The organism is Paenibacillus sp. NPDC101420 (assembly GCF_050277435.1).
Taxonomy (GTDB): Bacteria; Bacillota; Bacilli; order Paenibacillales; family Paenibacillaceae; genus Paenibacillus_AQ.
On sequence record NZ_JBNNSE010000002.1, the window covers coordinates 414,060 to 433,297 of the forward strand.

The window sequence follows — 19,238 nt, forward strand, 5'->3', positions numbered from 1 at the left end:
AGCTGCGGAGCTAGGGGCAGAAGAGCAAAACGCTGAAGCATCAGCTCAGCCCGATTCCGGGCAGCAGGATGCAGAGGCGTCAGATGAGCTCGGAAATCAGGAGCAGAATGAGCCTGGTAAAGGATTTTTTGCCAGGTTATTCGGCTTAGATTCAGACTCGGAATCCGAAGATGAGGCGCAAGATCAGAATACCCAACAAACAGTCGGATCAGAGTCCGCAACAGAGTCCGGGGAAGAATCTCAAGCCAAAGTGACGCCAAAGCCCAAACTATCTAAGAAGCAAGCGCAACAAGAGTCACAAGACAGCAATCAAAAGGGGAGCGGCAAGCTACAAAAGAAACGGGATCGCGAGCACTCCAACTCGTTAAAAGAATCCGTCATTTACTGGCAAGGTAATGATGAAATCCCAATGTCCCTGCAAGATACGAAACAAACACTTACTGAGGTAATGGGACTGGGCACAAGCTTTGATGTAACGTTCAGACAGATGTCCTTTGGCGGACATAAGACAGCTCTACTCTGTTTAAGTGGATTTACCAACACAGATGTGACCGATGATATTCTAAAACGTCTGACCTATCTCACCTCTGAGAATCTGTCTACGGGTGTGCTGTCTAGCTTTATGAATGAATATGTCCCTCACATCCAGGTGGAAGAGGGGAATTCTTTAAGCGAAAGTATCGAGAAGGTACTAGAAGGCTTGAGCGTGCTATTCGTCGAAGGTGAGAACAAAGTTATCATCATGGATACTCGTTCTTACCCTAGTCGCAGTCCAGCCGAGCCTTCGATTGATCGGGTGGTGCGCGGTGCGCGCGACGGTTTTACAGAGACTTTACTGAGCAATATCTCGCTTGTCAGAAGACGGATTCGAGATCCAGGGTTAAAATATGAGCTATTTCGGGTTGGGCGACGGACACAAACAGATGTATGCGTGGCTTACATTGATGATATCGTTGATAAAACACAGGTCAAGTCTGTTATCGACAAAATCAAAAGCATTGATATTGATGGTATTCCTCTGGCAGATAAACAATTAGAGGAGGCGATTATCGGCGGTGGATGGAATCCATATCCTATGGTGCGTTATTCTGAACGCCCTGACGTCGTAGCTTCCAATTTATTGGAGGGACGGGTAATAATATTTGTAGATACCTCACCAATTGTTATTGTTCTTCCGACTACCTTTTTTGATCTTTGTCAACATGCAGAGGAGAATCGTCAGACTCCTTTTATGGGAACGTACTTACGGTGGGTCCGTTTCATCGGTATATTTGCGTCCATGTTCCTGCTGCCGCTATGGATGTTGCTTGTCATTCATCCTGAACTAAAGCCGGCTATGCTGGACTTCATTGGACCTCAAAAGACCGCCAGAATTCCAATACTCGCCCAGTTTCTTATTGTGGAGCTTGGGGTTGATTTACTGCGGATGGCCGCAGTACACACTCCAACCCCTTTAGGATCAGCGATGGGTCTGATTGCAGCGATATTGATTGGCGATATAGCGGTGAAGAGCGGCCTTTTTGTAAACGAGGTTGTTCTATATATGGCTGTAGCTTCCATAGGCATGTTTGCGACCCCGAGTTATGAGCTGGGTCTTGCGAATCGAATAGTCAGGCTTGTATTATTACTAGCCGTAGCGGCATTCCAGGTGCCTGGATTTATGATTGGCACGACGCTACTGACTATTTTCCTAACTACCCATCGGTCCTATAACTCCTCTTATATGTGGCCGTTCATACCTTTTAATGCAAAGGCAATGAGCGAAATTCTAGTGCGCAAGCCAGTCTTAAGCTCGAAGACAAGGCCGTCTTTCAACAAAACTAGAGACAATACAAGGGTGCCGCCTACTCAAAAGAATGATTAATAATCGTAGGAAAATACAAAACTACTGCAAATTAGTCCATTCAATGGAGTTCCCACTGTCTGTTATACTGAATACACTAAAGACAGGGTGGAACCTTGATATTCCACAGAAATTGGAGGACTAAAGAATGTTTCTACACGGTACTAGCCGAATTAACGATGCTGGGCATTTGGAGATCGGCGGATGTGATGTAACTGAATTGAAGGCGGAATATGGAACCCCGCTATATATATTGGACGAGCAATTGGTGAGACAACGTTGCCGGGAATATATGGATGCTTTTAAATCCTCTGGACTTGGGTTCCAAGTAGCTTACGCAAGTAAGGCGTTCTCAGTAATGGCTATGGTTCGTTTGGCTGATGAAGAAGGCTTGTCGCTTGATGTTGTATCTGATGGCGAACTTTATACTGCTTTGCAAGCTGGCTTTCCTGCAGAACGCATTCATTTTCATGGCAACAATAAGACGTCTGAAGAGATCGAAATGGCGATTGATGCCGGGATTGGCTGCTTTGTAGTCGATAATCTGGTAGAGCTTAATCTTTTGCAGTCGATTGCATCACGTAAAGAAGTTAAGGTTAACATCTTGTTACGTGTGACACCAGGTGTCGAAGCTCATACGCATGAGTATATTACAACAGGCCAGACCGATTCCAAATTTGGATTTGATATCGGTAATGGATCGGCTTATGAAGCAGTTAAAGCGGCAGTCAGCAAAAAGAATTTAGTGCTGCTTGGCGTACATTCCCATATTGGTTCTCAAATTTTTGAAACGGATGGATTCCAGCTTGCTGTTGAACGTGTAGCGAGTTTTGCTCGTAGTGTTAAAGAAGGTTTGGAAGTGGACTTCCGTGTAGTAAACCTAGGTGGAGGTTTCGGTATTCGTTACGTTGAGGGTGATACCCCGTTACATGTTTCTGAATATGTAACTGCAATTACGGATGCCGTGAAGACTCATTTTGCTGGTATCTATAATGCTTTGCCTGAAATTTGGGTGGAGCCGGGCCGTAGTATTGTTGGAGATGCAGGTACTACACTTTATACAGTAGGTACGAACAAGGATATCCCAGGCGTGCGTAAGTACGTTGCCGTTGACGGTGGGATGACTGATAATCCACGTCCTGCATTGTACCAATCTAAATATGAGGCATTACTTGCTAATCGTGCGAATGAAGAGGCTACAGAAACTGTATCCATCGCTGGTAAATGCTGCGAGAGCGGAGATATGCTGATCTGGGATGTAGAGCTGCCTGAGGCTGAAAGCGGCGATCTGTTGGCTGTAGCCTGCACAGGCGCTTACAATTACTCCATGGCGAGCAACTACAACCGGCTTCGTCGTCCGGCTTTAGTGTTCGTTCAGAACGGACACAGCGATCTTGTAGTGCGTCGCGAAAGCTATAATGATCTTATTGCCAACGATATTGTTCCTGAGCGTATCGCTAAACAAGCTGCTGTTGCTAAGTAACAGCCGTTAATGTTAGGTAGGGAAAACTGGTAAGGCATAAAGAGCAAGCAGGAATTACTCCTGCTTGCTTTGCTTTGTGCGTAGTTTCATAGTAATATAATTGAGGTATTCTAAATTTGTTAATTTTGAAAGGGGTCATTTACATATGGCAAAGCAAGCGAAAATTACTCTTGAAAATGGCGGCGTAGTGCTGATTGACTTGTTCGATCAAGATGCACCAAACACTGTAGCTAACTTTGAAAAGCTAGCAAAAGATGGTTTCTACAATGGATTGACATTCCACCGTGTTATCCCTGGTTTCGTAGCTCAAGGCGGATGTCCTAACGGAACTGGATCTGGTGGTCCAGGATACACAATCAACTGCGAAATCAACCCAAACAAGCACGAGCGCGGAACACTTGCTATGGCACATGCGGGTAAGAACACAGGCGGAAGCCAGTTCTACATCTGCTATGCACCGCAACCACACTTGGATGGAGTTCACACTGTATTCGGTAAAGTAGTTGAAGGTATGGATCTTGTTGATACTTTCAAAGGACGCGACAAAATGACTTCGGTAGAAATCATCGAAGCTTAAGAATTCTTAATTTAAAAAGGCTAGTCTCCGGATTATCGGAGGCTGGCCTTTTCTTATTTTAATAAGGAATCCGGCTTATTCGTTTACGTCTCGATTTACGTTGCTCTGGCACCCAGAAGAATACCAAATACATGAGCAGAAACACAATGAAGGCAAACAACTCTTCAACAAGCAGGTAATAAGGATAAGGCCCGAAATAATCCAATACAGAATAAGTGCTGGGCTTATGAGATAGGAACATGTAGTTAGATCCTAGGATGTAATTGGCGATCCACACACAAGCGGCCACAAGGTTTAGTCCAAGCATGGTGAACAGGAGGGATTTCCAAGTGGGCTTATAGCCCTCAATCCAGGTCATATAAAGAGAAGCGAGAACAATACCACCATGTGCTATAAAGAACAGTAGAAATCGGAAATGAGGGAATGGATAGACCAGATTCGGTGTGAGTAAAGCAATGAATGCTCCACCAATCCCAGCAAAATACAGAAAGGAATATAGTGCTCGGCTGCGAGTGATCAGCATGATAACGGATAGTAGTAAAGTAATTCCGCATAGTTCGAGCGGGAGTGAGCTGCTGGATTGCCATACGCCTTGAGAGAGGTACCATATTTGAAGACCTGTTTCTGAGAACAAAAGAATAATAATCAGCAGCAAGCGCACACTTTGCCGAAGTCTCACATCAGTCCGAATCTCGAATCTTAAACTGTAAAACAGTATAAAGACCAATGTAATGATAGACAGAGCAATCCAATGTGAAGGGGAGAACATAATGAAATCCTCCGTACGCTGTTGATCAAAATAAGATGAAAGATGCATGGAACCAACCTCCTTCGTACCTAAAAAGCACTTCAAAAAACATCTTTGTAAATTTTTGATATTTTCTGTTTCGAAACATCCAAAAAATGGTTATATATGTATGCATTCTGTCAGCTACCCACAAAAGGATGGCTTTTCATTATTTTAACATAAGATGGGGTAATGAGCGCGGAATTACATAAGAAGCATACGAGCATGAGGGATGGCAGAGATTATGCTTCAAGAGGGGATACAAACATAGAAAAATCAAATTGGAAAAGGAATTGGAGGCTTTAGGATAATGTTAAAGAAAAGAATAAGTGTGATGATCGTTATTCTGATGCTTGTAGCACAATATGCCTATGGCATCGGGTTCACTTCACAAGTACAAGCAGCGGCAATCGATCAAGAGCGGAATATCATCACCAGTGTCTCAATGGCTGTATATGGTGAAGACGGGCAGACGGTTACGGATAGCGTCTATGAGCAAGAAGCTAATGTAACATTAGATTATACGTGGTCTCTTCCTAAAGCTCATCCGTACAAGCAAGGTGACACCTTTACCTTTCAGCTTCCAGAGCAGTTTCAGCTTTTTAATGATATTAGCGGCTTGTTGGTCTCAGAGGATGGAGATGTAGGAACTTTTACAGTCGAGCAGTTATCACACCAAGTAACAATGATCTTTAACGACTACATAGAAACGCATGATGACGTGCAAGGAACGCTTCGGATCAATACTAAGTTTGATAAACAAACAATCTCAGGAAGTACTGTTCAGCAGATTTTATTTCCGGTGAGCGGTGGTGTTCAGACGGTTACTGTGAATTTCAAACCGAATGTAGGATCGACCATTGAGAAGAGGGGGATTCCTCAGGGTTTTAATGCAGACCATATTCTATGGTCTGTTGACGTAAATAAATCATTAAAAACTGTTGGAAATGCAGTCGTAACGGACCCTATACCAACAGGTTTGTCACTTAGCACTCCGGTTACTGTGAGTGTGTATCAACTGAGTATCCAGTTGGACGGTTCGGTAACACAAGGTGCACTACTCGATACCAGTAAATATTCTACAGAGTTCATTGGAGGATCGTTAAATGTTTGTTTCACTGATCCTGCGATTTCGAGTGCTTACCGTATTGAATACTCCACAGCTATTACTGATGAGCATCGGCTAAGCTTCACGAATACAGCGACTTTTACAGGAGATGGGCAAGTTCCTGCAAGTTCCTCTGCTACTGTTCAAGTAGAACGAGGAGGAAGTTTGAACAAGTACTCTAGCGGATATGACTGGAGCAATCAAATCATTTCCTGGGCAATCGAATATAACTATAATAAAAAAACGATTCCGCAAGGAAATGCTGTACTAATGGATTTGTTTGATGATTCTCAAGCGTTAGTAGCCAATTCGATAAAAGTATACACGGTGCAACTGGATTCAGCGGGTACAGCGACGTTGAGTAATCTTTTGACCAAGGATATTGATTACACTGTAGTTGCAGCTTCAGACGTGAAGAAGTCAGGATTCACCTTGCAATTTAAACAAGATGTAACATCTGCTTATCGAATCGAATATAAGACCAAAGCTGTAAAGCGTGTATTTGAAGATACTATAATCACTAATACAGTTACGGACAGTACCTATACTGGAGAAGCTACACGCTTAATACGGCCAGCCATTTTGTATAAGAACTTATCAGGCGTAGATTATCAGAATAAAACGGTTGGATGGAAAGTCACATTAAACAGTGATAACTATCCAATGGGTCAGGTTGAAGTTACGGAGTCATTCCCGTTTGGCGGACTGAAGTTTATTCCGGAATCACTCGTAATTAGAAATTCTAATGGGAATGTATTGAATCCTTCCAAATATAGTTTGGTTTACAATGCTCCTGTTCAGGCTAATAAAGGATTCAAGGTTGTCTTTAATTCGCAGATTACTGGTCTTTATACGATTAGCTATACAACGGAATTTAATAAGGATTGGATTTGGTCTAATACTGAAAATTTCAATAACAAGGTTAGGATGGACTGGTTAGACACGTCCGAAATTCCTCGCACAACAGAAGCAGAAGGGCTATTTATTCCAAGAACCGAAGCGAAAAGCAATGGTTTGAAGTTTGGTTCTTATAATGCTTCAACTAAAGAATTAGCTTGGACATTAGGGGTCAACTATAATAGCAAAACAGTTGCAGAGCCAGAGGTCGTGGATATTTTGAAATCGGGTCAAACCCTGGTTCCTGGATCGCTGAAAGTGTACACCATGAATGTTGCTAAGAATGGAGACCCAACGAAAGGTGTCGAGGTAAATAGTAGCAAATACACTTACAGTGTTAATGGTAATAATGAGCTGAAGCTCTCCTTTACAGATGCTATTCAATCCGCTTATTATATAGAATTTCATACAAGTCTTGAAGGCAAAGTCATTGGCACTTCTATTGATAATAAAGCCAGTCTCTATGATGGGGCAAAAAAGGTATCCAAGGATTTGAACGCTACCGTAAAGATTCCTTATGGAGACGAATATCTCTTGAAAAATGGTGTTCAGAATGGCGAAAAAATCGATTGGGGCATTCAAATTAATCGTAGTCAGTCTACTGTGAAGAATGCGTTAATCAAAGATATTCCTAGCGCTAATCAGATTCTGCTGCAGGATTCATTCCATCTGTATCCTACAAGCGTAGCTGAAAACGGGGATGTAACAAAAAGTGGACCTGAATTGATTCAGGGTATCGATTACAGCTTAGAAATAAAAACGGATGTAGACGGCAAGCAGTCGTTTGCTTTAAGCTTCGCCAAGGAGATTAGTAAACCTTATATTCTCGACTATCAATCCCTGATTATGGCGAATACAGGAGACAAGGTTACTAATACTGTTCGTTTCAGTGGTTTTAATGTTATCGAAATAAGCAAAGATTCTTCTAAAGAAATTATCGTCGGTGTGTCGAGTGGATCAGGATCAGGCAGCGGGGTTAGAGGTTCCTTGATGATCAAGAAGCTGGATGCAGAGGACAACTTGAAGACGCTGGCAGATGCAACTTTTGCACTCTATCGCCTTAACGGCTCAGACAGGGTATTTATTAATAGCTTAGCCACAGATTCCGCTGGTACAGCAACATTCAATAAATTATGGTTGGGTAACTACGTATTGATTGAGACGACAGCTCCTAGTGGCTATGTACTTGATCCTACAGAGCATCCAGTGTCCATTCATTCCTCATCAACGAATCAACTCGTAATTACGAATCATAAAGTAGTTGAGCCTACGCCTACTGCAACGCCAGAACCAACTATAGTCCCAACCGCAACACCAGCAGCTTCATCGGAACCGACGGCTACTCCGTCAACAGAGCCGACATCAGGACCTGCGTCTACACCAACCTCAGGAGCCCCAGGAGGTCCGTTAACACCTACACCTACGAGTTCGCTGGCGCCAGGAGTAATCATCAATGATCCGGCAGTACCTGCTGGCCCTGGGAATACGACCGATCTGGAATCCGCGACATCAGAAGAAGTAGGAGCTCCTGATTTAGTTATTACAGATGAAAATGTTCCTTTGGGTGAAGTCGACATTGTTGATGAGGAAGTTCCGAAAGGTACAGTCAACAACAGCACTTCAAGTGCCCCTCAGCTTCCAAAGACGGGAGAAAGTAGCCCTGCGCCGCTCTACATGACAGGTATTGGATTAATAGCCATAGGCTATATTCTAAACCGTGTGTTTAGACGTGGAGGAAACTTAAAGTAAGTGAATAAGTATGATTAGAAATTGAACTGAAAGAAGCACCCGGCGTGATTATAGTCGGGTGCTTTTGTTTGTGTTTAGAACCTATTCACTCGCAGGGAAGGAAGTCTCGAATTCGGTTTGTTTACGTGAGCTTTTGGCTAAAATTGTTCCACCGTGGAGCTCTGTGATGCTCTTGGCAATCGCGAGTCCTAAGCCGCTTCCGCCAGTCTCCCTGGAACGTGACTTATCTACACGATAAAATCGCTTGAATAAGTGGGGGAGGTCCGTGGCAGGGATCGGGTTACCGTAATTCGTGCATGTAACAATCACACTGTCACCTTTTCTATAAACGGAAATATCTAGAATCTTACCTTCTTTACCGTATCTAACCGCATTGGTAAATAGATTCTCATATAATCGTACTAACTCGTCCGCATCACCATGGATAATCAAAGGGCTCATATCCGTATGAATACGGCAGGTCATATCCGCTTGCTCCAATACGGGAGCGAATTCCTCGACAAGCTTTTCGAGCAGCTTGCCGAGATCTACAGGCTCCATATTAAGGGGAAGCCCGTTGCTGCTAACACGTGTATATTCAAATAAATCGTCGATTCGCTTTTTAAGAGTCAGGGATTTCTCATAGGCGATATTCACATAATAACGCAGCTCAACCTCGTTCTTATAACGATCCTTTTCCACATATTCCAGGAATCCCAGTACAGAAGTTAGAGGGGTTCGAAGATCATGGGATACACCAGTGATTAGGTCGTTTTTGGCTTTCGCTGCTGCTCGTTCTTCATCTATAGCGGATTTTAGCTTACCCGCCATGAGGTTCATATTTTCCGCGAGTTTACCGAGTTCATCCGTTCCTGTTACTGGTATCTTGAAAGATAAATTGCCGTCAGCAATCGCTTGAACCCCGCTTGAAATGTTATGAAGATGGCTTGTTGTATTTCTGGATAGCTTCAGGATGAAAAAAATAAATAAAGGAACCCCAATAAGAATCACTATAGGAGTAGAACCGATGTTATTGGTCACCCAGCGGATGAGTTTAACGCCCCAGAAGGAATGAGAAGGATTGAGCCATAGCAAAAGGGATGTCCCATAATAGCCGACCAATAAAATTGCTGCTGTAAGAGCTAGACTCGTTAGGCTAAAGCCAACTATTTTCCAAGATAAGGTATCGAATCTTTTAAAGTTCATCTAGAAGAACCTCCTTTTTCCAGTTTGTAGCCAACGCCCTATACCGTCTTTAAATACTGTGATTTTCTTGAATTAGCTTCAATTTTTTCTCTGATTTTTCGAATGTGTACGATGAGTGTATTACTGAGTCCAGTGATTTTATCTAGTTCCTGACCCTTGGCAGATCGGGAATTTTTGTGTTTCCCGAATTTTTATACAGGCCTCTATACCGTCCGTACTACAAGAAGTATACAATATTCTCGATTGAAATCCTTATTTGAAGGCTGGCGAGGATCGATGGGAAACAGTTTGTTTAGCTCTTTGAAAAACTTAAGGCTATTATAAAACCGTCCACATACCAAAGATGAAACAGGCGAACTTCCCAATGGCGGCATGTAAAAGTAAAAAGTAAACTTAATAGTTTCTTAACAAGCCTTAAGATTTGGGAAGCGGCTATGCTATAATAATTTCAAATTCAATAGGTTGGAGGAGAATTGGAAGATGTGGAAAGAGTTTAAAGCTTTTGCCCTGAAAGGAAATGTACTAGATTTAGCCATTGCTGTCGTTATCGGAGCAGCTTTTGGTAAGATTGTGACTTCATTAGTATCTGACATCATTATGCCAATTGTTGGCTTGATAACAGGTGGTATAGATCTGAAGGATCGGGCTCTAAGTGTTATGGTTATGCATAATGAACTGCTTATCCCTTATGGGCAATTTTTGCAGGCGGTAGTTGATTTCTTTATTATTTCCTTCTCAATCTTTATGGTGATTAAACTGGCTAATAAATTCCAGCGCAAAGAAGCCGTTAAAGTTGAAGTGGTGGAGACGCCAGCACCCGCAGAAGATATCGTGTTGCTAACGGAAATTCGTGATTTGTTGAAACAACAAGAACGCGGATTGTAATTGGAAAAAGAAAAAGCGCCTGGAGATACAGTCCAGGCGCTTTTTCTTTTGTTATGTAAATGTATGGAATGGGTTTTAACTGTACATTTGCAGGCTATGTATAACCATGTCGTTTCTTCTAGTAATCACCATACCTCTCAGAATTAAGTTACAAATTTTAAGTAAATATATAAAACGCACTTGCATTTCGAAGGTGTAAGTGATAATTTTGTTAGTAAGGAAAAGTTGAACCTCAATTAAATAAAGGATCAATCCTTCAGGGCAGGGTGTAATTCCCTACCGGCGGTGATGTTGTTGTAGAGTGCTTATTTATTAAGTTTATCTACCACACTTAGTCCGCTACCCGGCTCGCGTTGTTGACGCGAACGGTGGACCCGGTGAAATTCCGGGACCGACAGTATAGTCTGGATGGAAGAAGGAGAGGTTAACCGCTTGTCTGTAATAGACAGGTGGACTGCAGTGTTTTCATTTATTATGTGCGATATTTCACAATTGCCGTCGTTTGACGGTTATTTACGCACACTTTTATTTGGACTGCCGATAAACTCTCGCATAACCCATCTTTACTCCTCCTGGAGAATGAGATGGGTTTTTCTGTTTTTACGCATCAGATAGACAGTAAGTGGATAGGGGGAACGAGATGGATAATATGAATGACGAGTTTTATATGTCGTTAGCGCTGGATATGGCAGAACGGGCCCAAGGACAGACGGGAATTAACCCTGTTGTTGGCTGTGTTGTTGTAAAGAATGGAGCGATGATTGGACTTGGAACTCATTTGCAGCGCGGAACAGGTCATGCTGAGGTTCATGCCTTGAATATGGCGGCTGGCCAAGCACAGGGCAGCACTGCCTACGTAACACTGGAACCATGCAGTCACTATGGCAAGACTCCGCCCTGCAGCCAAAGGCTGATCGACGAGGGAGTAGCCAGAGTGGTAGTCGCTTGTGAAGACCCTAACCCTCAGGTTGCGGGTCGCGGCGTTCAAATGCTGCGTGAGCATGGCATTGAAGTAGAAGTAGGGTTGCTGCGAGAACGTGCGCTGCGGTTGAATGAGCGTTTTATCAAGTATATTTTAACAAAACAGCCTTTTGTTACGCTCAAGAGTGCCAGCACGCTGGATGGTAACCTAGCTACCAAATCTGGAGACAGTAAATGGATTTCAAATGGTGAAGCGCGGGAGATCGTACATACGCTGCGGCATCGGCATCAGGGAATAATGGTCGGTGTGAACACAGTGATTGCAGATAATCCTTCACTGACGACAAGAACGGAAGTGCCGGGTATTCATCCGATACGGATTGTGATTGATTCTGGACTACGTATTCCTTTGGATTCAGCAGTTGTAAGTGACGGTCTAGCGCCTACTATCATCGTGACAACTGAAGCCGCAGATGATGAAAAGAAAGCAGCACTTCTTCAAGCAGGTGTGCAAATCATTGTTAGCGGAGCAGGACCACGGGTGGATTTGAAGGCTGCTATGGTAACACTCGGTGAAATGGAAATCGGATCGATTTTACTTGAAGGCGGAGGCACGCTAAATGGTGCGATGCTGGAGAGTGGGCTAGTTGATCGAGTGATTCTCTTTTTCGCTCCAAAGATTGTTGGCGGTGGTGCTGAAGCGAAAGGGACGTTCGTATTTCCTGGTATAGAGCTAATGAAGGATGCGATTTCTCTGGAGGGATTGGAAGTAAAAGTGCTCGGAGATAATGTATGTATCAGCGGTACTCCGGTACGCTAAAGTGAATGGTTACAAAACTCAATCGTGTGCTTCCGGAGCAAGTTTTGTTCGGAGAGATAGCGGAGAAGTGTTACTCACACAAAACTCCTAGGAGGGAAAGCATGTTCACTGGATTAGTCGAAGAAGTTGGCACTCTGAGAAGTGTCTCCACCGGTGGAGAAATGATGGTGCTGAACATTGCCGCTTCCGTCATCATGGATGATTTGAAGATTGGTGATAGCGTATCGGTTAATGGCGTCTGTCTTACAGCGACAGCTTTAGGCGAGAACTATTTTACAGTGGATGTCATGCCTCAGACCTATCGAAACAGTAATCTGAAGGAGCTACGTCCTGGCAGTCGGATGAATCTGGAGCGAGCAATGGCAGCCGGTGGTCGATTTGGAGGTCATATTGTTCAGGGACATGCAGATGGCACTGCTGTCATCAAAAGTGTAAAGCGTGATCAAAATGCAGTAGTCTATGAGATTGCGCCGGATCGCAAATCGCTGTTTAAATATATCATCCCTAAAGGGTCGATCACGATTGATGGCATTAGCTTAACAGTAGTAAAGACGACGGCTTCATCGCTTACTGTATCCATTATTCCGCATACGTTAGGGGAAACTGTGCTAACTTATAAGCGGGCAGGAGATAGTGTGAATATTGAGTGTGATGTCCTGGGCAAATATGTAGGTCATCTTCTTCATTATGGCTCAGCTGCACAGGATGAAGAAAGTGATAGCAGTTCCGGGATTAGTCGTGATTTCTTGGCGGCAAACGGATTTGTTTAAATAATGAGTAAGCTTACGAAGAAGGGAATAATCCTTCGTAAAGCTATTGGGAGGATAGGATCATGAGCGAACAATCGAAGAAGGATAGTGTCTTGGATCCGATTGAAGAAGCGATATATGATTTAATGCGCGGCAAAGTCATTATCGTGGTGGATGATGAAGATCGTGAGAATGAAGGGGATTTTATAGCTCTTGCTGAACGGGCGACACCAGAAGTCATCAATTTTATGATCACTGAGGGACGTGGTTTGGTCTGCATGCCAATTACCGCTGAGCGTGCGGAAGAGCTTGAACTACAGGCTATGGTCAGTCACAATACAGATAATCACGGCACAGCCTTTACTGTATCGGTTGACCATATAGATACAACTACTGGTATATCAGCAGGGGAAAGATCCTTGACTGTAAAGGCCATGATTGACCCTAAAGCGAAGCCGTCTGATTTCCGTAGACCTGGCCATATGTTCCCGCTGATTGCGAAAAAAGGTGGCGTACTACGCCGTTCCGGACATACAGAGGCTGCTGTTGATTTAGCCCGTATGTGTGGTGCATATCCAGCCAGTGTGATTTGTGAAATCATCAATGAAGATGGCTCGATGGCCCGGTTGCCTGATCTGGTTGAGATTGCTAAGAAGCATGATCTTAAGTTGATCAGCATCAAAGACCTCATTCACTATCGGAATGAGAAGGAACAGCTCGTCAATCGCGAGGTGTCTGTACGTCTGCCTACTGATTTCGGTGAGTTTCAGACCATTGCCTATACAAATGAAGTGGATGATAAAGAACATGTAGCATTGGTGAAGGGCGATATTTCCGGTGATGAGCCAGTGTTAGTACGAGTACATTCCGAATGCTTAACCGGTGACGTTTTCCACTCCCATCGCTGCGATTGTGGTCCCCAGTTTGAAGCAGCGCTTCGGCAGATCGAAGCTGCTGGTAGAGGCGTGTTGCTTTATATGCGTCAAGAAGGCAGGGGCATTGGTCTTATTAATAAGCTTAAAGCCTACAAGCTTCAAGAAGAAGGACTCGATACTGTAGATGCCAATCTAAAGCTTGGTTTTCCAGCAGATTTGCGTGATTACGGAATTGGAGCACAAATTCTGAAGGATCTAGGTATAAGTCAAATTCGTCTCTTAACGAACAATCCTCGAAAGATCAAAGGGTTGGAAGGTTATGGATTGGAAGTTGTTGAGCGAGTGCCAATTCAAATGCCGGAGAATAAGGATAATACTAATTATCTCCATACGAAGCAGGCGAAACTTGGGCATTTGCTGTCTTTTGACGACATTGAACAAAATGAGGATTCGAAAGTATAATCACACACAATAAAAAACGAAGGGTAGATGAATGATATGCCGAAATATTTAGAAGGACATTTAGTTTCCGAGGGGTTAAAATACGGAGTCGTAGTAGGACGTTTTAATGAATTTATTACCAGCAAGCTTTTGTCAGGTGCACTTGATGCATTTAAACGCCACGGTGCTAACGATGATGAAGTAGATGTTGCTTGGGTTCCAGGTGTGTTTGAAATTCCGTTAATCGCTCAAAAAATGGCGGAAAGCGGTAAATACGACGCTGTAATCACTTTAGGAACTGTTATCCGTGGCTCTACAACGCACTATGATTATGTATGTAATGAAGTTGCAAAAGGGGTAGCTGCGATCAATCTTAAAACCGGCGTGCCGACGATTTTTGGCGTAGTAACTACTGAGAATATTGAACAGGCCATTGAGCGTTCAGGAACCAAAGCAGGGAATAAAGGCTGGGATGCTGCGACTGCTGCGATTGAAATGGCGAATCTTAACAAATTGTTTAAGTAAGACAGCTATTGACGAATCAGTCGAATTCGTGCTTATTTATAGTATAAGAAGAAAGCATGGATTATAGAGCCCTTTCTACTTGTGTAGCGTCCATTAGGGCGCTGCACTTTACTTTTTTAGGCGGGAGGATGCTTCGTGACTGTATTGTACAAGCTGGAAACGTTTGAAGGTCCGCTGGATCTGCTTTTGCATTTAATCGATAAGGCGGAAATCGACATCCAGGACATTCCGGTCGCCGAGATCACCGAACAGTATATGGAATACCTGCGAAGTATGCAGGAGCTTGAACTGGATATTACGAGTGAATTTCTCGTGATGGCCGCAACCCTATTATCTATAAAGAGCAAGCTATTGCTGCCCAAACCACCGGTCATTGAGATCGATGATTTTGAATATTACGAAGAAGATGAATTTGATCCACGAGCTGAACTCGTTCAGCGACTGATTGAGTATCGTAAATTCAAGAGTATTGCTGTTCATTTAATGGATATGGAGAGCGAGCGGAGCTTGATTTTTACGAAGGAGCCGGAGGATCTGGGTCCATACGTGCCTGAAGAGATTGACCATACGCTAAAAGGACTACATACTTCCGACCTTATAGCTGCTTTCCGTAAGGCACTTAGTAAGGCGGCAAGAAGGTCATCTTACCAGCGGATCACCCGGGACGAAATATCGGTAAAAGATCGTATACGTGATGTATCGGATGCGCTGCAGCGCAGAGGAAAAGGCGGAAGGCTCCATTTCTCAGCACTGCTTCACGATGAAATGGCGCGACACGAAATCGTAGTTACTTTTCTTGCGATTCTGGAACTGATGAAAATGAAGGCGATTTTTTGCTATCAAGAGAAATTGTTTGAGGACATCGTAATGGAGTGGAGAGGAGGAGAACACTTCAATGGATTACAAAACGCTGAAATCGATTATTGAGGGCCTGTTGTTTCTATCAGGTGATGAAGGGATCTCCGTACGGCAAGTCGCCGAGATTACGGAGCAGCGGCCAGAGCTTGCGGCTGGAGCATTAGAAGAACTAAAAGAGGATTATGTAACACAGGAGCGGGGATTGCAGGTAGTCCAAATTGCCGGGAATTATCGGTTGGCTACATTACCTGAGCATGCCCATTATTTTGAACGCTTGGCTTATTCCCCATCCAGATCAACCTTGTCTCAGGCCGCATTAGAGACATTGGCGATCGTGGCCTATCGTCAGCCCATTACACGGGTGGAGATCGAAGAGATTCGAGGCGTGAAATCCGAACGTGCTATTCATACGCTGAATAACAAGGATTTGATCCATGAGGTAGGTCGTGCGGAGGCCGTAGGGCGTCCAATCTTATATGGGACGACTAAATCATTCTTGGAGAGCTTTGGCCTAGCAAGTCTGAATGAGCTGCCAGAACCATCTAACTTCGAATCCACTGATAATTTGGAAGAGGAGACACAGCTATTGTTCAATAAGCTGGATACTCAAATGACGTTCGAGGATATAGAGCAACCTTAGTTTATTTTGTTATTCCGCAATGATTTGTATTGCTGGGACTGCCCATAAACCATTCATAATGGTTTATGGGCAGTCCCTATTTTTTTGTAGAGTCACATTTTTTAGCCAAACCCCGAATTTTTTCCAGATTAAATTGCCATACTAAACCAAAGGTTCCCATTATTAAGGTTTCTTGGAGGTAAATACGTGACGTTATGGCTTGGAATACCCCTCGGATTGCTGGTACTGGCAATGATCCTGGTTCTGTCTTCATCTATCGATTTCCGCATCCGGTGCTATAAACATGACAAAAATGATCTGATCGAGTTAGATGTTAAGACACTTTTTGGTCTGATCAAACTGCACTATGAACTGCCTCGATTGGTCTTTAAGGGATTGGAGCAAGGCGTGCTTGGGAAGTTTAAAGAGACGGGTACCGCGACTACAGGTGTTGACACTGTAAAGGAAGAGCAATTCGATAAAGAAAGAATTGAGCGCTGGCGGGACAATGTACAGCTAGCAGTGAGATCCACACGTGGATTGAAGAAGTGGTTCAAGGAAACTGTATCACATGTCAAAATATCAAAGCTCGACTGGTCCACAGACTTCTCACTAGGTGATGCGGCAGACACTGCCATAGTATCAGGAGCCGTCTGGGGATTGAAATGGAGCATCGTTGGATTTATTTCGCAGAGGGTCAAATTGAAGCACAATCCACGAGTGTTTGTGAAGCCTATTTTTCAAGATGAGCATTCTTTTTCAATGGAGTTCGTATGTGAGGGTAAATTGTCCGTTTCCTATGCCGTATACGCATCATTGCAGCTTCTTCTTCGTGTCTTGAGGGAGGCGGGGGGAATCAGTAAGTGGAGAAAATTACTAAAACGGATGCGTAGGGAGTCTCATGGGCAAAGTTTAGAATGAAAGTTACATACAAATGCGTGGATGTGGGGATGATAAGCGCTGTAGAAGCAAGAGAAATCGTACTCAATTAAAGGAGGAAACAATATGAGCGACCATCCTATTCAGGGCCTAATGCAAACAGCGATGGAAAATATCAAGGGTATGGTAGATGTTAATACGATTGTTGGAGATCCAGTACAAACACCTGACGGTAGTATTATTCTGCCGATTAGTAAGGTGGCCTTTGGATTTGCTGCAGGGGGTAGTGATTATCGAGTAGAGGATTCTATAAGTGGATCAAGCTCCCAAGGCGGTGTCAAAATGCTTCCTTTTGGTGGCGGTAGTGGGGGCGGTGTCTCCATCAGACCGATCGCTTTTCTAGTGGTTGGTAAAGATGGGGTAAACATTGTGCCACTCGACAATCAAACGCATTTGTTCGAAAAAATTATCGATGCTACGCCTGGGCTCATCGACAAAATCCAGACCATGTTCCAAAGCAGCAGTACTTCAGGTCAAGCTGGGTCAACTGCTACACAAGCATCACAAGCATCACAAGCACCACAAGCACAAGCACCTGCTAAACCCGATCCAAGTACATCCCAATCTTCAACACATTAGGTACACATAATTGTACAAATAGCCTCGGGGATATCGCCTTACATCAGGCGGTGTCCCTTTTTGTGTGGAGAGGACATACCCTAAGGCTGGTCCGCATACACTTGTACAACATAAGCATGAAATGAATGACTTTACTTAAGAACCGATAAGAATCCGGAGGATAAATATGAAGACAATAACCCGTAAATTTCCAACCGCCTTATTACTGAGCATTTTGCTGCTGTTTCTGACACCGCTAACTTTGATTCATGCGGAGAACAGCTCCATATCTACGCATGCACGGGCAGCGGCGCTGATTGATGTGGAATCCGGGCGTATTTTGTATAGCAGTCGAGGAGATGAGCCGATGCTTATTGCCAGCCTGACTAAAATAATGACCGCCCTCGTCGCTATTGAGAATGGTGATTTAGCATCCAAAGTCAAAGTTGGTAAAAATGCTTTCGCCAAAGAAGGCTCCTCTATTTATTTACAGCAAGGTGAAGAGATGACGCTGGAAAATATGCTGTATGGTCTAATGCTGCGCTCTGGGAATGATGCGGCAACAGCGATCGCTGAACATATCGGCGGTTCTGAAGAAGGGTTTGTATACCTGATGAACAATAAGGCTGAAGAGCTCGGATTAAAAAACACTCATTTTGCTAATCCGCATGGTCTAGATGCTGAAGGTCATTATTCGAGTGCTAACGACTTAGCCGTACTGACGGCGTATGCTCTTCATAATCCTGTATTTAAGCAAATTGTGAAGACACAGGAGAAAACTGCGGACAATCCAAATGAGAAATGGGATTACAAGTGGAGAAACAAAAATAAAATGCTGTACTTATATGAGGGCGCAGACGGTGTGAAGACAGGATATACCAAAAAAGCGCTACGCTGCCTTGTCAGCTCAGCGACCAGAAACGGCCAGCAGCTTGTCGCAGTGACCATAAATGATGGGGATGACTGGAATGATCATGCCTCACTGCTAAACTTTGGATTTAATCACTACCCACTAAAAACAATGATCGAACGCGGGGACCCCGTGAGCGGTTATGACTTCGTGACAGCCAAAAAATTCGCCTATCCGCTCGGACAAGGGGAGCAGGATAGAGTGACCACCAAACTTGTCTTAAATCAGATCCCTTCGGCGTCAGCCAAAGCTGCAAGATCAAACTTTGGATTACAAGGGGTTCTCGTTCTTGATCTAGGTGGCAAGGAGATAGGCCGGGTTCCAGTATATACACGAGAGTCCTTACCACCTGAGGAATCCGCTTATACTAAAAAATACAGTACAACGCAAGCACACACTTATCCTGCTGATAATTGGTTTCAGGCTATAGGGAGTGCACTGAAGGCGTTATTTAAATTGGGTGAAAGTTCCAAGTAAGCAGATAGCTGAATAATGAAGAGGGAGGCGTA

Annotated in this window: 16 protein-coding genes, 1 pseudogene and 1 riboswitch; of the genes and pseudogenes, 14 read left to right on the forward strand and 3 right to left on the reverse strand. The window is 43.8% G+C overall.

Annotated elements, in window-relative coordinates; all coding sequences use genetic code 11:
• Positions 1–250: 250 nt before the first annotated feature.
• From ACQKMP_RS10625 to ACQKMP_RS10635, 3 genes are all read left to right on the forward strand, one after another.
• Complete coding sequence (locus ACQKMP_RS10625; protein WP_427469737.1) at positions 251–1,864, forward strand: spore germination protein; 1,614 nt, start codon at positions 251–253, stop codon at positions 1,862–1,864.
• Positions 1,865–1,991: 127 nt separating this feature from the next.
• On the forward strand, positions 1,992–3,326 hold the full coding sequence (gene lysA, locus ACQKMP_RS10630; protein WP_076284538.1) for a diaminopimelate decarboxylase: 1,335 nt from the start codon (positions 1,992–1,994) through the stop codon (positions 3,324–3,326).
• A gap of 145 nt (positions 3,327–3,471) precedes the next feature.
• Positions 3,472–3,903: a peptidylprolyl isomerase gene (locus ACQKMP_RS10635; protein ID WP_042190291.1), complete on the forward strand. Its 432-nt coding sequence runs from the start codon at positions 3,472–3,474 to the stop codon at positions 3,901–3,903.
• A gap of 58 nt (positions 3,904–3,961) precedes the next feature.
• Here ACQKMP_RS10635 and ACQKMP_RS10640 read toward each other — a convergent pair whose 3' ends face one another.
• The gene (locus ACQKMP_RS10640) at positions 3,962–4,720 is read right to left on the reverse strand and encodes a TIGR02206 family membrane protein (RefSeq protein ID WP_427469357.1); all 759 of its coding nucleotides are present in this window, start codon (positions 4,718–4,720) and stop codon (positions 3,962–3,964) included.
• Positions 4,721–5,000: 280 nt separating this feature from the next.
• Here ACQKMP_RS10640 and ACQKMP_RS10645 point away from each other — a divergent pair, with 280 nt between their 5' ends.
• Positions 5,001–8,444, forward strand: coding sequence for a collagen binding domain-containing protein (locus ACQKMP_RS10645; RefSeq protein ID WP_427469358.1), 3,444 nt, complete (start codon positions 5,001–5,003; stop codon positions 8,442–8,444).
• An 81-nt stretch (positions 8,445–8,525) separates the two neighbouring features.
• On the opposite strand, the gene ACQKMP_RS10650 is transcribed toward ACQKMP_RS10645, so the two are convergent.
• Positions 8,526–9,629 carry a sensor histidine kinase gene (locus tag ACQKMP_RS10650; protein ID WP_427469359.1) on the reverse strand — a complete coding sequence of 368 codons (1,104 nt, stop codon included), beginning with the start codon at positions 9,627–9,629 and terminating at the stop codon, positions 8,526–8,528.
• Between the two features lie 38 nt (positions 9,630–9,667).
• Positions 9,668–9,751: pseudogene (locus tag ACQKMP_RS10655) on the reverse strand (DNA-binding response regulator); the annotation flags it as partial.
• A gap of 358 nt (positions 9,752–10,109) precedes the next feature.
• Here ACQKMP_RS10655 and mscL point away from each other — a divergent pair.
• From mscL to ACQKMP_RS10705, 10 genes are all read left to right on the forward strand, one after another.
• On the forward strand, positions 10,110–10,514 hold the full coding sequence (mscL, locus tag ACQKMP_RS10660) for a large-conductance mechanosensitive channel protein MscL (protein WP_076299560.1): 405 nt from the start codon (positions 10,110–10,112) through the stop codon (positions 10,512–10,514).
• A 248-nt stretch (positions 10,515–10,762) separates the two neighbouring features.
• Positions 10,763–10,938: riboswitch (FMN riboswitch) on the forward strand.
• Positions 10,939–11,154: 216 nt separating this feature from the next.
• Positions 11,155–12,255, forward strand: a complete 1,101-nt coding sequence (gene ribD, locus ACQKMP_RS10665) for a bifunctional diaminohydroxyphosphoribosylaminopyrimidine deaminase/5-amino-6-(5-phosphoribosylamino)uracil reductase RibD (protein WP_042190282.1) — start codon at positions 11,155–11,157, stop codon at positions 12,253–12,255.
• Positions 12,256–12,356: 101 nt separating this feature from the next.
• On the forward strand, positions 12,357–13,025 hold the full coding sequence (gene ribE / locus ACQKMP_RS10670) for a riboflavin synthase (RefSeq protein ID WP_427469360.1): 669 nt from the start codon (positions 12,357–12,359) through the stop codon (positions 13,023–13,025).
• A gap of 62 nt (positions 13,026–13,087) precedes the next feature.
• Positions 13,088–14,341: a bifunctional 3,4-dihydroxy-2-butanone-4-phosphate synthase/GTP cyclohydrolase II gene (locus tag ACQKMP_RS10675; RefSeq protein ID WP_042190277.1), complete on the forward strand. Its 1,254-nt coding sequence runs from the start codon at positions 13,088–13,090 to the stop codon at positions 14,339–14,341.
• Positions 14,342–14,377: 36 nt separating this feature from the next.
• Complete coding sequence (gene ribH / locus ACQKMP_RS10680) at positions 14,378–14,845, forward strand: 6,7-dimethyl-8-ribityllumazine synthase (RefSeq protein ID WP_042194286.1); 468 nt, start codon at positions 14,378–14,380, stop codon at positions 14,843–14,845.
• 135 nt (positions 14,846–14,980) lie between these two features.
• Positions 14,981–15,772 carry a segregation and condensation protein A gene (locus tag ACQKMP_RS10685; RefSeq protein WP_042190275.1) on the forward strand — a complete coding sequence of 264 codons (792 nt, stop codon included), beginning with the start codon at positions 14,981–14,983 and terminating at the stop codon, positions 15,770–15,772.
• Positions 15,741–16,343 (forward strand): SMC-Scp complex subunit ScpB, encoded by a 603-nt coding sequence (gene scpB, locus ACQKMP_RS10690; protein WP_042190273.1) that lies wholly within the window; start codon positions 15,741–15,743, stop codon positions 16,341–16,343. The genes ACQKMP_RS10685 and scpB overlap by 32 nt, the downstream gene beginning before the upstream one ends.
• Positions 16,344–16,529: 186 nt before the next feature.
• Positions 16,530–17,243, forward strand: coding sequence for a DUF2953 domain-containing protein (locus tag ACQKMP_RS10695; protein ID WP_379424376.1), 714 nt, complete (start codon positions 16,530–16,532; stop codon positions 17,241–17,243).
• Positions 17,244–17,327: 84 nt separating this feature from the next.
• Positions 17,328–17,840, forward strand: coding sequence for a GerW family sporulation protein (gene ytfJ, locus ACQKMP_RS10700; RefSeq protein WP_427469361.1), 513 nt, complete (start codon positions 17,328–17,330; stop codon positions 17,838–17,840).
• Between the two features lie 166 nt (positions 17,841–18,006).
• Positions 18,007–19,206 (forward strand): D-alanyl-D-alanine carboxypeptidase family protein, encoded by a 1,200-nt coding sequence (locus ACQKMP_RS10705; protein ID WP_427469362.1) that lies wholly within the window; start codon positions 18,007–18,009, stop codon positions 19,204–19,206.
• Positions 19,207–19,238: the final 32 nt, after the last annotated feature.

Coding starts and splice junctions, on each gene's coding strand:
- lysA (WP_076284538.1), top strand. CDS start 1,992: ATGTTTCTACACGGTACTAGCCGAATTAACGATGCTGGGCATTTGGAG.
- ACQKMP_RS10705 (WP_427469362.1), top strand. CDS start 18,007: ATGAAGACAATAACCCGTAAATTTCCAACCGCCTTATTACTGAGCATT.
- ribE (WP_427469360.1), top strand. CDS start 12,357: ATGTTCACTGGATTAGTCGAAGAAGTTGGCACTCTGAGAAGTGTCTCC.
- ACQKMP_RS10645 (WP_427469358.1), top strand. CDS start 5,001: ATGTTAAAGAAAAGAATAAGTGTGATGATCGTTATTCTGATGCTTGTA.
- ribH (WP_042194286.1), top strand. CDS start 14,378: ATGCCGAAATATTTAGAAGGACATTTAGTTTCCGAGGGGTTAAAATAC.
- ACQKMP_RS10640 (WP_427469357.1), bottom strand. CDS start 4,720: ATGCATCTTTCATCTTATTTTGATCAACAGCGTACGGAGGATTTCATT.
- ACQKMP_RS10635 (WP_042190291.1), top strand. CDS start 3,472: ATGGCAAAGCAAGCGAAAATTACTCTTGAAAATGGCGGCGTAGTGCTG.
- ACQKMP_RS10675 (WP_042190277.1), top strand. CDS start 13,088: ATGAGCGAACAATCGAAGAAGGATAGTGTCTTGGATCCGATTGAAGAA.
- ACQKMP_RS10650 (WP_427469359.1), bottom strand. CDS start 9,629: ATGAACTTTAAAAGATTCGATACCTTATCTTGGAAAATAGTTGGCTTT.
- ytfJ (WP_427469361.1), top strand. CDS start 17,328: ATGAGCGACCATCCTATTCAGGGCCTAATGCAAACAGCGATGGAAAAT.
- ribD (WP_042190282.1), top strand. CDS start 11,155: ATGGATAATATGAATGACGAGTTTTATATGTCGTTAGCGCTGGATATG.
- mscL (WP_076299560.1), top strand. CDS start 10,110: ATGTGGAAAGAGTTTAAAGCTTTTGCCCTGAAAGGAAATGTACTAGAT.
- scpB (WP_042190273.1), top strand. CDS start 15,741: ATGGATTACAAAACGCTGAAATCGATTATTGAGGGCCTGTTGTTTCTA.